This is a genomic window from Pseudomonas sp. PA-6-3C, from assembly GCF_021605825.1.
Taxonomy (GTDB): Bacteria; Pseudomonadota; Gammaproteobacteria; order Pseudomonadales; family Pseudomonadaceae; genus Aquipseudomonas; species Aquipseudomonas edaphica.
In genome coordinates this window covers 1-15,159 of record NZ_WKDV01000039.1, presented here as the reverse complement: position 1 = coordinate 15,159, position 15,159 = coordinate 1, and the positions used below count along the sequence as shown (strand labels likewise).

The following is a 15,159-nucleotide window of genomic DNA, read 5'->3' as shown; positions in this document are numbered from 1 at the left end:
GTCGCTGCTCTGAATCAGCGGAGTTGAATTTTGCAGTCGGAATCAGAAATGAGCGAAGATGGTGTGATTCGATGATGTGCAGTTTCATCTCAGTTTAGATCATGCGCTCAAGTACATGACTTAAGTCTTGAGGCATACCAAGCATTTTTCAGAAAACCCAATAAAATCTGATGCTTGGCCATGTCAACAAAAGCTGTAGGATACCTCGGTGAGAAGGAAGAGCTAGCGACGCTCCTCGCAATAAATTTGTCAGTAATTAAGGAAAGCAGAGGACATTTAGGAAATGAAAACATGGCCTAAACTTCTAGAATAATTAAGAAACTAATTGACATGAACTTTGGAAGGAAATAATCGATGGGTGTAAGCTAAAAAATTTAGGCAAGATGTGCGCTTAAGGCTCGGAAGTTATTCGCTGATCCCGCGTAAAACGCGTCAGTTCTCACGATTACTTCTCTTTCCGAACCACACTGCGTGCGCCGAGGCGGTGCCAGTGCAAATCCAATACCGAGTCAATATAGATTTGTATCTAAAGAGCCGCATCCACCTTCTGATGACGCGAGCATTGATGCCATGGCTTATGACAATCTTGCACAACCTATAGCATGACTGACATGTTCGCCTCCCCTGAGGTCGTGTAGTACCACCCAGTGCCGCAAGCGGCCAGCACGCACCAGCCGCTCACTGCGATCACGCCTTGCCAGTAATCCCATACTTACCGACATAATCGCCGAGAAGGTCAGCGTAGTCGTTCTCACGAGACGACTGCTCGCTCTGTTGGATCGCGACCATGACGAAGGTCACGGCGGCAGCGAGCACGTTGCTCGCGGCCGAGGCGAAGCTCAGGCTGCCGGCGATGATCGGAATAGCGGTAACCGAGATACCGGAAAGGCCGGTGATGGCCTCAATGCCAACGGCAAGTCCGGAAATCACACCCAGGCCACTGCTGGTAACGCTCAACCCGCCGTTAAGCTTGTCACCTGAACGGATGGCTTGGACGCCATCGATGATGCCTAGCACCCCACCGGCAATGCCCGCAGCGCTTCCCACGAGCGACGCAGAGTTTCCTATCCGGCTTAGGTTGTCTTTGATGTTAGGGCTGACCCTAAGCTGCGTTCCATTGGCCGCTACGGCACTCTCTAGGTCCTTGATGTACTGTGTGTACGCTTTGGTGCCGCCTTCAGTGATTATTGCGGCGGTTTGGATCGAGCTGATCGCCACGTTGGCAGCAGCTTTGGGCGTCATGTCAGCACCGGCCGCGACGCCTTTAGAAATGCTCAGCCCGGCGAGGAACAGACCGCTGACGGTGTGCATGATACCTTTGTCACTAAGGTCCTTAAGGCCGCCTCCGGTAAGCCATTCAGCCTTGATGCCCACCTTGGTGGCCTGACGCATCATGTCCCACGAACCGCGCATGGCGCTTAGGAGTTGATCACGGCTCATTGTCTTGCCAGCGTCGGTCACCAACAACTCGGGCGCCTGTTCTTTAATCGAGTCGAAAATCGACTCGATCTTCTTCTCGTCGAGCTGCTCGCCGCCGTTCACTCCATAGGCGGCTTTCAGATCGTCGAACGTAAGCTCCTTCTGGAAGATTTGGGCAGTTTTTTTGCTTACCAGCTTCCCCAGTTTTTCATCGTAAGGGGCAGTAACGTCAGCCGGTAATGTCGCGTTGAACAACGCCACTTCCATACTGAACGCACTCAGGCCCTGCTCCGGAGTCCCCTTTTCCATCAGCGCGTCGAGACGCTTGCCTGTGCTGATGTCCTGCTCGTAGTAACGTTGCAGGTCCTTACCGATCGAGCTCTTGGCCACCGCATTTTGGATTGCCTTCGTATCGTGAATGCCCAACGCCGCTTGGGTAGAGGTCGCGAGGTTATTGAACGCGATAAGCGCCTCGGTTTTGCTGGCACCTTCTTGCTTGGAGTTTTTTTCCCAAAGCGCATCCAATGCCTTACCGCTGAGGATTTCGTCCTGGTAGGTCTTCTGCACACTGGCCTTCATACCGGGGATTTTACCGACCAGTTTCTCCATCGATGTCGCGCCGGCCTGTTCGAGGTACTTGACCACTTCCTTGTCGGCGGTCAGTTGGTCGATGTGTGCCTGTATGTCTTTCATCAGAGCCTTGGGATCGTCGCCCACGCGGGCGCGATCCCCAAGCTTCTTGACGATATGGCTTTTTTTCCACATACCTGAACTCTCACCCATCATTACCAAACCGTAGGCCTGCTGAAGGTCTTGCACTACTGCGGCTTTTTCCTTGGCCGAATAACGGTTGGTTTTTTTGAAAATCTCTGGGCCAATCTTCGAGGTGTCTACGCCATCGACAGCGCCACCTTGGCTAGCGCGGGCCAGGAACTGCGAGGCCGAGGCCGCGTCCTTGGGCGCCTCCTTATCGATCCAATTGCTGATGTCCTCCTTGGTCAGCAAACCGTCCGAGCCATAGCGCATCTTGTCGACGCTGGTTTCCAGCAGCTTGAACGTACCTGGGTTGCTCCAGAAATCGATCGCCTCTTTGAGGTTATCGGGCAGATTGGCATGCTCGCTCTTGAATTTTTGCAAGTCGCCCACGCGCAGAAACTCACGGGCACCGGTGGCCTCGCGAATCGCGTCGAAGTTCTCATGCAGGATTGAGGCGTACTCAGCGATCTTCAGCGACGAAGCGTCGGAATCTAAATGGTTTTTCTTGAAATCCTGATACTTACCGGCGTGATGCTCCAGGGCCGAGAAGCCGTACTTACCGAAATCTTGCAAGCGACCAGCCTCGGTGCCGTGCTCGGCTTCACCACTGCTGGTGAAACCGTCGATCTTGCCATTGCCCTTATCGCCGCCGGTGTTGAAGGCGCCATCATTGGAATAGCTTTCAATGTACTCGAGCACTTGCACGGCACGGTAGGCGGCGTCAGCGTCGTGTTCGAAATCACCGACCTGATCCTTGAGCATGTCGCGGGTACCGCTCTGGTTCTCCAAACCACGCAAAAGTGACGAGTCGCGTTGGATTTCAGCTGCCGAACGCTTGTCATCGCTGGGGCGCGTCCAATCAATGCCCAGTTTCTTGGCTTGCTCGCGGGCAGTAGCGTCGCTGCCAGCTTTGGTGCGATTAGGAATCACGCCATTCAGGCTGTCGAAACCGTTCTTACCAAAGTCCTGCAAACGGCCGGCCTCGGTACCATGCATGGCCTCGCCACTACTGGTGAAGCCGTCGATCTGGCCATTACCCGTGTCCTTGCCGACCAGGGCTTTGCCCTCATCGTCGAAGCGCTGTATGTGCTCGATCACCTGGGCCGCGCGGAAAGCCGCATCGGCGTCGTGCTCGAAATCACCGACCCGATCCTTCAGCAGGTCGCGCGCACCGCTGTCGTTCGGCAAGCTCTTGAGCGCTGGCGTCTGATTTACGATCTCACTGGCACTTCGTCCATCACCCTCGGGACGCTGCCAAACGATACCCTTGGCCTCGGCCTTCTCGCGTGCCTGTCTGTCATCACCGACTTGTGCACGGTCCTTCAAGCTGCCTTTGAGTGACTCGAAGCCGTATTTGCCGAAGTCCTTTAGGCGCCCAGCCTCAGTTCCGTGGCGCGCTTGGCCGCTGCTGAAGCCATCCACTTCGCCGTTACCGACCTCTTTTCCGACGATCTGCTTGCCCTCGCCGTCGAGGCGCTCGATATGCTCGAGCACCTGAACTGCGCGATAGGCGGCGTCGGCATTTTTCTCATAATCGCCAACACGCGCCTTAAGCATGCGCTTGACATCTTCGTCGTTGGTTAGATGCTTAAGCAGTGGGTTTTCGCGGAGAATGTCATCGGCTCGGCGCGTATCGCCCTTCGGCCTTGTCCAGCGGATACCGAGCTTCTCGGCATTCTCACGAGCGCTATTCTCATCGGCGAGCGGCTCGCCCTTATCGCCTTCGCGCGAATCCATTTTGCCTTTTAGACTGTCGAAGCCATGCTTGCCAAAGTCTTGCAGGCGACCTGCCTCGCTGTTGGGGCGTGCCTCGCTGTCAGGAGTAAAGTCGTCGATTTTGCCATTTCCGGCCTTACCATCACTCTGCTGCTTGCCAAGGCTGTCGAAGGTTTCGATATGCTCTAGCACCTGCGCGGCACGCCAGGCAGCGTCAGGATCGGTTTCGTAGTCACCGACGCGATCCTTGAGCAGGTCTTTGACCCCGCTCTGGTTGCCCAAGTCACGCAGTATAGGGGTATCCTGGACGATCTCATGGGCACTGCGTTTGTCACCGTCGAGGCGGCTCCAAGTGATGCCCAATGCCTGAGCCTTATCGCGCGCCTCGGTATCCTTGCCGACTGCACTGCGATCAACCAAGATACCGTGCAGGCTGTCGAAGCCATGCTTACCGAAGTCTTGCAGGCGCCCGGCTTCCGTACCTGGCTCGGCCTCGTTGCTGCTGGTGAAACCATCGAGCTTGTCGTTAGCAACGCTTTTGCTGGCGATCAAGTTGCCCGCGCCGTCGAAGCGCTCGATATGATTGAGCACCTGCACAGCGCGGTAAGCAGCATCGGCGTCCTTCTCGTAATCACCCACTTGATCCTTGAGCATGTCCTTGACACCGCTATGGTTTTCGAGACTCTTGAGTAGCGGGTGATCCTTCAGAATATCTTGGGCTGATCGCCTATCACCGTCGGGGCGCTCCCACACTATGCCTTTGACCTTGGCCTTATTGCGGGACTGCTCGTCGGTTTTTACAGACTGGGTGTCAGGCAGCGTACCTTTGAGACTCTCGAAACCGTCCTTGCCGAAATCCTGTAAGCGCCCAGCTTCGCTGCCGTGCGAAGCTTCCTCGCCTTTGAAACCGTCGATGCTGCCATTGCCGACGTCCTTGCCGACGAGGCTCTTGCCTTCACCATCGAAGCGTTCGATGTGCTCCAGCACCTGGACGGCACGGTAAGCAGCATCTGCGTCGTGCTCATAGTCGCCGACGCGGTCCTTGAGCATGTCCTTGACACTGCTCTGGTTGCTCAAACGACTGAGCAAGGGGCTGCTGTCGATAATCGCTTGGGAACTGGAGTCGTCTCCCTGCGGACGCTCCCAGTGTATACCGAGCTTTTCGGCCTCAGCACGGGCGCTTTTGTCCTCGCCCACTTTGCTACGATCGACAAGATGTCCCTTGAGACTGTCGAAGCCATCCTTACCGAAGTCTTGCAAGCGCCCGGCTTCGGTACCGTGCTTGGCCTCGTTGCTGCTGGTAAAACCATCGATCTTACCGTTGCCTGCGTCCTCGCCGACGATAGCTTTGCCGTCGCCGTCCAGGCGCTGGACATGCTCTAATACTTGGGATGCGCGATAGGCGGCATCGGCATCGTGCTTGTAGTCACCGACCTGATCCATCAGCAGGCGCTCGACATCCTTCTTACCGTCGATATCCTTAAGCGCCGGAGTGTTGTTAAGAATGTCCTGGGCAGAACGTCGATCTTTGTCGGGCCGCTCCCACTTAATACCCTTGGCTTCAGCGGCGTCACGAGTCTTGGGGTCTTTGAAGACGGCGGTGCGATTACCCAGGTCACCCTTGAGGGACTCGAAGCCGAACTTGCCGAAGTCTTTCAAGCGCCCAGCTTCGGTGCCATGGTAAACCTGTCCACTGGAGCTCACACCATCGATGCTCTCGTTACCGAGCGTAGTGCCGGAGACCAACCGGCCGTCTTCATCGAACCGCTCGATATGATCCAGCACCTGCACTGCACGAAAAGCGGCATCAGGATCGCTGTCGAAGTCACCGACCCTCGCCTTCAGTGCATCGCGCATGCCCTCTTGGTTGCCTAAATTGCGAAGCAATTTGGAGTCTTCCATGATGGCCTTGACCGAGCGGTTGTCACCGTTCGGACGCTCCCAAACGATGCCCAATTCCTTGGCCTGCTCACGCGCGGCGTCTGCGGACTTACCCGAGCTATCCTCGCTCTTTTGCATAGCAACGACCAATGCACTATTCCACTTAGAGCCTGCATCACGTGAGTCTTTGATGTGGGCGTTAGCAATAGCTGAGTTGATTTTGGTATCGATCATTGTTCAGTCGACCTCCATGAAAAAATATTTAAGACATTGTAACAACAGCTGAATAAATATCTTGTGAATAGCTGTGAATTGTACTGTCTCCAGCATCGTAGAAATCTCTAGCCTAAGTTTTGAGCATAGAAGGAAGCCAAAGAGTAAATTCAATGCGGAAGTAGTCAGGCATGTCATTGAATGCAGATACAACGTTACGAAAACAGCGAAGTGGCTGGGCGTGCCGGCCACAGCATATAAAAGTGGGTTGGATACGTGACGCTTTGCACAATCTAAAGATAGGCCAATGAACTGATCGACGCTGAAAGCGAGATGCTACGACAGCGAGCCAAAATGAAGTACTTGGAAGAAGAGTAAGACATATTAAAAAGCCAGTACGATACTTCGCCAATAAACTGCAGTTAAATACTGCCTATGTAAGAGCATCAGCATCAATAAGCTATCACTACACTGCGTCGCGTTTGTAATTTGCTCGTGCCGAGTTTTATCGATAGTTATCTAAGCCTGTATTTGATCGCAAAAAAGAGGAGCGTCGGCTGGTAGGACTGATCAGTGATTCCTATGCAGCGAGCCGTAGTGTGTATGGGGCATCTAGGGTCTGTGCTGAATTGCGTAAGTCTGGAGAAAGTTATGATAAGCAACCATGCCTGGGGACGGCTCATGCGATCACACTCGAAACTTACGCACTTGAGCATTCAAAACTGATGCGAGTTCCGACAGCTGTTGGCTAGCATCTCGAGTCTGCTCAGAACCAGAAGCTGTTTGTAAAGATAGATCACGTATCCGAATTATATTTCTATCCACTTCTCGCGATACCTGTGCCTGCTCCTCAGCTGAGCTCGCTATTACGAGGTTAAGCTCATCTATCCCTGATACCGCTTTTGCGATAGCTGTAAGGGCTTGGCTTGCCGATTGCGCCTGAATACGAGTTAGATTTGCCTGCTCAGCACTAGATTCGAGAGCTTCTACGGTATGTGCGGTACCAGTTTGAATGTTAACTATCATTGATTCTATTTCGCGTGTTGACTCGCTGGTGCGATGAGCTAAAGCCCTCACCTCGTCGGCTACAACGGCAAATCCGCGACCGGCGTCACCCGCGCGTGCAGCCTCGATCGCGGCATTTAGGGCTAGGAGATTAGTTTGATCGGCCACCGAACGGATAACATCTAGCACATTTGTAATATTAGTCGTCTGTTCTGCTAATCGATGTGCTCGCGACTGAGCGTCGAGAACGTCTACAGTCAGTGTCTCTATAGCGATTAATGTGGTCTCCAACTGAGACTGACCTTGGCGAGCTATTTCCGCAGCTTTTTGGGACTCTATAGAGGTAGATGTTGCGTTATTGGCTACTTCCTCGACCGCTTGGCTCATTTCATTAATTGCAGTAGCAGCCATTTCGATTTCAGTTCTCTGAAGTAACATATCCTTAGCACTCTCTTGCATCACAGAAGACATTTCCTCGGCTGAAGAAGCTAGCTGAGTGGACGAGTATTCTAGGTGACTGATAGTATCAAGCAGGCTATTTTGCATGAGCTTCATAGCCTGTAAGAGAAGAGCTGGCTCGTCTGTACCTCGCACATCGAGTGACTGAGTTAGGTCGCCGTTAGCGATAGTTTTCGCTGCTATCACAGCTTGAGTTATGGGTTGAGCCAAACTGAGTGTAAATCGCCAAGCGATAACTACCGAAAAAACCAAAGACAAAAGCACGGCAAAAAAAGTAATTACTTTTGAGTACCAGTAGGTTTTATCACTAGATACTGAGGCTTCATGAACGTCGCGTAAGTTTATGAAGCGCAAGGCCTCAGAAATCTCATTCATCTGTGCACCAGCGCCAGCCATATCGCTTTTTATAAATGCACGAGCTGTATCGATATCGTCTAAAGCGACAAGATTTTTTAGCTGCTCTAATCGCTTAACATAATCCTGGTAGACCCTATGTAACGAATCAAATTTTTGCCTCTCTTCGATACTACTAAGCAGTGGTTGATAACGATTGAAGGCGGCATCTATTTCGTCATTTATCCTTTTTAACTTAGATTCCGTACTAATTCGAGTATCTAAATCTGGCATTGCTACCAAACGTAACACCTCCATACGAGCACGCGCTAACTGCAAAGCCAAATTATCTGCCTCAATTATACTTGGCATACTATTAGTCTCTAAAATCAATGCTTGATCACGAATTATAGACAATTGGCTTAAACCAAATAAACCTAGACTAATTGTAGCCAAAGCAAGAACACTAAAACAGAGAACGGTTCTCGTGGCAATCTTAAGATTTCGAATTTTCATAATATATACTTCAAAGCAAGTATCTTCCAAGACCGTAGACCAAAAAAATTAAAGCCAAGCAATTGATCTTTAAAAATATATTAATATTCGTGATACACGCCCTCCCAACTTAAACCTAACCCCAATTAAAATATAGCAAGACGGATTGACGCCAGCAATATAATTACTATGAACAAACGAATATAAGACACAGCACTAACCAACCTCAAATCCAAATACAAAAAAAAAGCATTTAATATCTACAGAGCGCCAAGCGGCGGCATTATGTACCACATTACTAATCGACACCACATCTCACAATTAATCAAAACTTAGGAACGTTTAAAATCTATAATTCCTTTCGCGAGCCAACTTACAAATTAACACTTGCAACTAATGCAACCAATGCAACTAACAACCTATATTTTTTTGAGAACCACAAAATAAAAAAAGCAACATAGTGCCTTACTAAGTCTTAAGTGCAAAATCTTAGAGCCTGACTTGCAAGCAACCAATTTAAATTATCTAAGCAGAATTATAGGTAGACATGTTACCCAAGCCATTCCCAATGAAAAAACTCTAACCTTTGACAAAAACTAAATATTCACCTAGTACAGCAACGCCATTTTAAAGCTTTATAAATATAAAATATTCAGCTCATGTTTATTTTACGTTTACGTTTACGTTTACGAAAAACAATCACAGACCCAAACACTACCCACAAACATATAGCCGTAACCGGGGACAGTTAGGATATCGCGCTGATTTTTTCCTTTAGATAGGGCACGACGAATTTGATATATCTGCGCTCGCAAATTACATTCCTCTACTACCACCGTCCCCCAAACCGCCTTCAGTAGATTCTTTTTTAGCTGGACCTTACCACATCCTTTCAATAAAATAAGCAGAAGATGGCTAGCACGAGAGCCTAACTCAACAGTTTCCCCGTTGAAAAAAAGCATCTTCCGTTTTGCACCAAAGCAAAAATTGTCAAAGTAATAAAATCCGCTTTCTACTTCACCATCAGTCTCTTCGAAAAAATCGTTATGGAAAGAAGATTCAACAAACATTACTACATTCCTCAGCAACGACTTTCAACATGAAGCTCATCGAAAATTATAACGCACTTGTTAAAGCCATTTAAAAATAAAGCACATTTATCCAGCTTTATCGACAAACAGAATTTAAGCTTACCCAACACCATTACTATCTTAAAAAATACGCGCTTGCATAGCACAAATCTGTTAAACCATTATTTCCAAAAAAATACTACACACGCACACGACCAATTTAAACCAAACAAAACGGCAACAAACCCACAGATAAAATTAAACGTTTACTTAAATTGCCACATATTCACAAAAATCGAAAGCGAATCTCATGCAATACCACATTGAAAGCCATTCAACAAGCCACATAAAGTGTGAATTTAATATTTCACACATTAATAAAATGGCAAAACCCACACAACACTAGAAAGCTTGAAAGATTTAAATACGAGCGCTCAAACATACAAAAATAAAGCAAAAAACTTATCAGCATTTTTTAACTAGCAAAAACCATCACCCAGAAACACTTAGCACATTACAGCAATTCTAGAAAATTACTCTCTGAAAGATATGAACTATCAATACTAACAAACCAAACACCTTAACACTATCAACACATCACCCTTTATGGACACCAGATCGACTTACGAATAAGAAGAGAGCATTCATTAACAAAACCCCAATCAAAAAAAAAACAAACAAAATATAAAACTTTAAAAAGCAGTGAAATTTAATGCAGCAGCATTTATAATTTTTTAACGAAACTTTCTGAACCAAGACAACCTCGTAACACACGCTTAATAAATTACAATAATTAAATTTTACAAAATTTAACACTTTCCATGTATTGCTTAGCCAATATTATTAATTGACGGCGCAACCAAATGTGACCCTGATCTCCTTCATTACGAGCATGCCACACAGCTTGCAGAATAGAAGGTGGCGCTGAGTATGGTAACGGGCGATAGCAAAGACTAAACTTTTTCTGAAACGAGTGGGCCAGGTACTCAGGAACTATGCCAACAAGATTGGTGCTTGACAATATATCAGGTAGTGCAAGTGCGTGTGGAAGAGTCAATCCATAATTAGGTGACTGACGAATAGTTGCGAGCGCCTGTTCAAGACTTTGGCGGTCGAACATTTCTGACTGGCGCGCAAGTCCGCGCTCTGAGATATAACCGTTTACCGCGCCCTCTTCTTGCCCGCCCACTGACACGATTACCATGGAATAACATTTTAAAGATTTTAACGTAATAGGGGTGTGTGTAAGTAAAGGATGGCCAGAGCGCATTAACAAAACGTCCTGTTGCTCCCAAAGCATTGTGCTTTGTACCCGTCGAGGTAATTCAGCGAATGAGCCAATTACTAAATCAATTCGTCCGATATCAATCTGTTCTGCAAGATCCAAACGCGTAGATGGCCGAATGACTAGCTTAACCCCCGGAGCAATACCCGATAGATGAGTCAGAAGCCTTGAAATTAGTACTGACGTAACATAGTCAGTGGCTGCGATTGTGAACGTTCTAGAGCTCGTTCCAGGGTCGAAACTTTCGACCACCAGAGTATTTTGAATTAAATCCAAGGCCTGCCGAATGGAGCTAGCGATGGCTTCAGCTCGAATAGACGGCTCCATGCCCCTACTCGTCCGTATAAAGAGCTCATCTGACAGAGACTCTCGCAAACGACCAAGTGCATGACTCACAGCTGAATTGGTAACGTTCAATCGCTTACTAGCCAGGAGTATGCTACGGTCTTGATAAACCGCATCGAAAACTCGGAGTAGGTTCAGATCAAGCCGATGGAAGCTAGGGGTTTTGTGGTCATGCATATTGAATATCCTGCACTATCTATTGCGAAAAATCCTATTGTAAATTTTTGCTTATAACGGCTGCTTCAAAGGCAACAACTATAGGCACCCGAATACTATATCCCATCACTTTTAAGAATGTCTAAAATCAATAGCTATAATCTCCTGCATTTTTAAAAAATATTTGTTATTCATTTAAAAAACCTGAAACCATAAACACTAAGTCACACAAGAAGCTTACCTTCATATTAATTGAATAATTTTTTAACGATTGCATCCCTTTTTTTTGATGCCGCCTTGCCCTTTTTAAGCCATATGCATCATATTAAAAAACCTTCAATTATTACATTTAACATATATTTTTTAAAAATTCAAATTTCAACGCCCATTAACAAATCCACAAACCTAAATCCCTTATCTAAAAATCTTGACCATTTCATGCGCCAAACTCTTATACACTGCTACCTCCAAAATTTTTATTATGCTTTAAGATCGAACATCCCCGTCAAGAAAAATTTCAATTAGAAATTATATATTTCTAAATTTAATTGAACCCATATATTCACCGAATCAATTTTCGGACTTGTCTTTTGTAGATGGGAATCTAGATGAAGAAAACCTGACAACCAGGATTGCTAAAGACAACAGAAGGCACCCACCACACACGTAGATAATCACTAGGTCTGGCGCGTTATGTTGCGAAACGTCGCTTATCAAAAGCCTAATCATTGCCGTCACACCTATATAAAGCAAAAATCGCAGAGGCATATGATTTTTTTAAAATAAATACCGCTCATTGCCAACAATATCTAAATGAATGAATAGCAATAGAATGTCATCTACGCTGATTTTCTCTTGACCGAGCATACCGATGAATGCGCTAATTGCTGCCCTAATCGTAATTAGAGCTATGCCAAACAGAGAGAGGTAGTGGAAAGCCTCGACCACTAAACTCCCAAGCGAATCGGCACCACCATGAAGGCTTTTGCGCTGCTTTTCTATTCCAAGTATTTCACTCATCACTCACACCCTTACCATCAAAGACAATACTGCCTAGCTGGCCTTAAGCGCACCAAAGACTCGCAATCATAGGGGGCTCGCGCTTTTTATGCCCGTAACAAAAAATGTTAGATTCAGGTGGGTTTGTCTTGAAATAAATCCCGACCATTGCGCCCAATTCCAGGTAGATGAACAGCAGCAAGATATCATCGATCTTGATGTGCCCCGTCTCCAGCATCCCCAGAAACTCCATCACCGCCGCCCAGGCCGTCACCGCACCAATGGCGAACAACGCCAGGTAGTGGAACGTCTCGACAAACAGATTGCCCAGCGACTCGGCCAGCCCATGGACTTGCTGACGCAGCTTTTCGGCCCAGTTAATTTTCACGATGAAGCTTCCTTAGGTCGATTCGACCGGATATTGCGGGTTAGACGTGACGGTTGTTCTGCATGCAGAAAAAAGGCCAGCGGCAGGTATAAGATGATGGCGGGGTGACATGAGGCACTGCAAACCCCTATTTACCGGCTACATTAAAAAACTGCTACCCAAACCTCGTGGTTTGGCTTACCCTTTTTACTGTATATGAATACAGTAGTCGCATAAGACAACTATCGTGAAGGCATGTGAGGTGGTGAATGGCCGTCGAAGTGGTATACCGCAGCAGCCGAGATCTGGAGCGTTTGTTCATGGATAAAGCCGAAGCTGATCGTCATGACAAGATGCTTGAACTCGCTGAGTTGCTGGCAGAAGTGTTGCAAAAAGCCGTGCCGTCCCTGAGCGAGCAGCAGGTGGAGGAAGCCGGGATCTACATGGCGAAGAATCGCGATGTGTTTGCCAAGGCGTTCAAGAGCCAGCCGGATGCATTGTCCGAGTTGCTGAACCCGGCGGCAGAGTAAAGCCCGAATTGAACAGGCCCTGAATCATTGATTCAGGGCCTTTTTAATGCCTGGATTATTTGTAGAGCAGGCGCTCGGCCAGTTCATCGGCCACCCGTGCAGGGGAGCGTTTTTCGGCCTGGGCGTGGGCAAAGATCTCGGTGAGGCGTGTGCCGATATTTGACAGGTGCGCGGTGATACCTGGCAGCTCGGTGCCGGCGTGTTTGAGGGCGACGTAGATCAGGCCGCCGGAGTTGATCACGTAGTCCGGGGCGTAGAGGATGCCGCGTCCCTCTAGCTGGTCGGCGATGTCCAGGTTGCTCAGTTGCGCGCTGGCGGAGCCCGCCACGGCAGCGCAGCGCAATTGGCCGACCGTGTGGCGGTTGAACACCGCGCCCACACCGCACGGCGCCAGGATGTCACAGGGTGTGCTGAGCAACGCATCGTTGGCGATAGGGTGTGCGCCCAACTGCTCCATGGCCAATTGCACCTTGCCGTGATCGATGTCGCTGACCAACAGTTCGGCGCCCGCCGCGTGCAGCTGTTCGGCCAGGGCATAACCGACATTGCCCAGGCCCTGGATCGCGACGCGCAAACCTTCGAGGTTATCGCTGCCCAGGCGCGCCATGGCAGTGGTGCGGATGCCGGTGAACACGCCCATGGCGGCATGCGGTGCCGGGTCGCCGGCGGCCGTGGTGCTGGTGACAAAACGGGTGTGTTGGGCGATGCAGTCCATGTCGGCAACGCTGGTGCCGCTGTCGATCGAGGTCACAAAACGGCCGTCGAGTTTTTCAATGCAACGGCCAAACGCTTCAAACAGCGCGGCGCGGCTTTCCACGTGCACGGGGCGGATAATCACCGCCGTGCCACCGCCCACCGGCAAGCCGGCCAGGGCGGCTTTGTAGCTCATGCCTTGGGCCAGGCGCGCGGCATCGGCTACGGCACTTTCATCGTCGGGGTAAGCAAGATAACGGCAACCGCCCAAGGCAGGGCCGAGGCGGCTGTTGTGGATGGCGATGACGGCCTTCAACCCGGTGACCGGGTCGATGCTCAGGTGCAGCGATTCAAGGCGGGTGCTGTGCATAAGCGCAAACATCGTCAGGCTCCCGAATCACTTCTGGTAGAGGCCCCAGTATAGGCTTGCGGTAGAAAACTGCTGAATCACGCTGGAATAAGCCGCCAGGTTTCGTAGGCATCACGACATAAGCACGCAGGACATTTCTTAAGTTACTGGACGAAAATTCACAGCAAGGCTAAAACGTGGGCATCCGCCGGAGAATGCAATGAATCCCCGCAAAGCCTTTTTCGCCTGCCTGGACCGCTCACCGCCTTCGCTGTTTGAAGCCGCGTTGTGGATGGCGGCTGAACACGATCCGAGCGTGCAACCCGTGCTGATCCTGCAAGACCTGACCTTGCTGCAACAACAGGTCAGCGTCGGTATGCCCATGCTGCCAGCGGATGAGCTCGGCCAGCCGTTGCTGCGGCGCATGAATGACTTGGGGTTTGCCCAGGATGACTCCACACCGCTGCGCCCCGCCGCCGCGCTGCTCGACAAGGTACTGCAACGCAAACGCGGCCAGCCCTTGGCCATGGGCCTGATCGCGCTGGAGCTGGCGCGGCGCCTGGATATCCCCATGGTGGGGGTTAATTTCCCGGGCCATTTCCTGCTGCGAGTGCCCGGTGCCGACCACCTCTTGGACCCCTGCGGCGGCCGGCGCCTGTACCCCAACGACTGCCGCGAGCTGTTGCACCGCCAGTACGGGCCAAACCTCAAGTTGCAGGCCGAGCACCTGCTCACCGCCGAACCGCGCGCGATACTGCAACGGTTGTCACGTAACCTGCGCCAACTGCACCTGGCCAATGACCACCCGCTGTCGGCCCTGATTGATGCCGAGCGCGTGCTGGAGTTGGGCAACGCCAGCGCTGCGGATTACCTGGCGCGGGCCAGCCTTTACCAGCGCCTGGACTGCCCGAGCGCCGAGCGCTTTGACCTCGAACACGCACTGCTGCTCAGCGAAGACCCGATCCAGCGCCTGCGCCTGACCGAGCGGCTGGGGCATTTGCCGCCCAACACCGTGGTGCATTGAACTACTTATTTTTGGCGATCAGGATTTATTGTGGCGAGCGGGCTTGCCCCGCGTTGGGCTGCGC

7 protein-coding genes and 2 pseudogenes are annotated in these 15,159 nt (G+C 50.2%); 2 read left to right on the top strand and 7 right to left on the bottom strand.

The features are described 5' to 3' along the window. Positions 1–687 precede the first annotated feature (687 nt). The 6 genes and pseudogenes from GIW48_RS22710 to GIW48_RS22685 form a co-directional block, all read right to left on the bottom strand. Positions 688–6,006 carry a type III effector HrpK domain-containing protein gene (locus GIW48_RS22710; protein WP_236462743.1) on the bottom strand — a complete coding sequence of 1,773 codons (5,319 nt, stop codon included), beginning with the start codon at positions 6,004–6,006 and terminating at the stop codon, positions 688–690. Positions 6,007–6,672: 666 nt separating this feature from the next. Beyond that, positions 6,673–8,298, bottom strand: coding sequence for a methyl-accepting chemotaxis protein (locus GIW48_RS22705; RefSeq protein ID WP_236462741.1), 1,626 nt, complete (start codon positions 8,296–8,298; stop codon positions 6,673–6,675). Between the two features lie 665 nt (positions 8,299–8,963). Further along, positions 8,964–9,347, bottom strand: coding sequence for a winged helix-turn-helix domain-containing protein (locus GIW48_RS22700; RefSeq protein WP_159954377.1), 384 nt, complete (start codon positions 9,345–9,347; stop codon positions 8,964–8,966). A 793-nt stretch (positions 9,348–10,140) separates the two neighbouring features. Beyond that, positions 10,141–11,154, bottom strand: coding sequence for a LysR family transcriptional regulator (locus GIW48_RS22695; RefSeq protein ID WP_236463105.1), 1,014 nt, complete (start codon positions 11,152–11,154; stop codon positions 10,141–10,143). Between the two features lie 549 nt (positions 11,155–11,703). Continuing rightward, positions 11,704–12,153 (bottom strand): annotated as a pseudogene (locus GIW48_RS22690) (phosphate-starvation-inducible protein PsiE). 121 nt (positions 12,154–12,274) lie between these two features. Continuing rightward, positions 12,275–12,520: pseudogene (locus GIW48_RS22685) on the bottom strand (phosphate-starvation-inducible PsiE family protein); the annotation flags it as partial. Positions 12,521–12,768: 248 nt separating this feature from the next. Between GIW48_RS22685 and GIW48_RS22680 the strand changes: the two are divergent. Beyond that, complete coding sequence (locus GIW48_RS22680) at positions 12,769–13,029, top strand: YebG family protein (protein WP_003188807.1); 261 nt, start codon at positions 12,769–12,771, stop codon at positions 13,027–13,029. A 55-nt stretch (positions 13,030–13,084) separates the two neighbouring features. On the opposite strand, the gene GIW48_RS22675 is transcribed toward GIW48_RS22680, so the two are convergent. Beyond that, positions 13,085–14,104 carry a Glu/Leu/Phe/Val dehydrogenase family protein gene (locus GIW48_RS22675; protein ID WP_017135173.1) on the bottom strand — a complete coding sequence of 340 codons (1,020 nt, stop codon included), beginning with the start codon at positions 14,102–14,104 and terminating at the stop codon, positions 13,085–13,087. 187 nt (positions 14,105–14,291) lie between these two features. Between GIW48_RS22675 and GIW48_RS22670 the strand changes: the two genes are divergently transcribed. Further along, positions 14,292–15,095 carry a SirB1 family protein gene (locus GIW48_RS22670; RefSeq protein WP_177033616.1) on the top strand — a complete coding sequence of 268 codons (804 nt, stop codon included), beginning with the start codon at positions 14,292–14,294 and terminating at the stop codon, positions 15,093–15,095. The last annotated feature ends 64 nt before the right edge of the window (positions 15,096–15,159 follow it).

Excerpts from the sequence above, each read along its gene's own strand:
- GIW48_RS22710 (WP_236462743.1), bottom strand. The coding sequence starts at position 6,006 with ATGATCGATACCAAAATCAACTCAGCTATTGCTAACGCCCACATCAAA.
- GIW48_RS22705 (WP_236462741.1), bottom strand. The coding sequence starts at position 8,298 with ATGAAAATTCGAAATCTTAAGATTGCCACGAGAACCGTTCTCTGTTTT.
- GIW48_RS22700 (WP_159954377.1), bottom strand. The coding sequence starts at position 9,347 with ATGTTTGTTGAATCTTCTTTCCATAACGATTTTTTCGAAGAGACTGAT.
- GIW48_RS22695 (WP_236463105.1), bottom strand. The coding sequence starts at position 11,154 with ATGCATGACCACAAAACCCCTAGCTTCCATCGGCTTGATCTGAACCTA.
- GIW48_RS22680 (WP_003188807.1), top strand. The coding sequence starts at position 12,769 with ATGGCCGTCGAAGTGGTATACCGCAGCAGCCGAGATCTGGAGCGTTTG.
- GIW48_RS22675 (WP_017135173.1), bottom strand. The coding sequence starts at position 14,104 with ATGTTTGCGCTTATGCACAGCACCCGCCTTGAATCGCTGCACCTGAGC.
- GIW48_RS22670 (WP_177033616.1), top strand. The coding sequence starts at position 14,292 with ATGAATCCCCGCAAAGCCTTTTTCGCCTGCCTGGACCGCTCACCGCCT.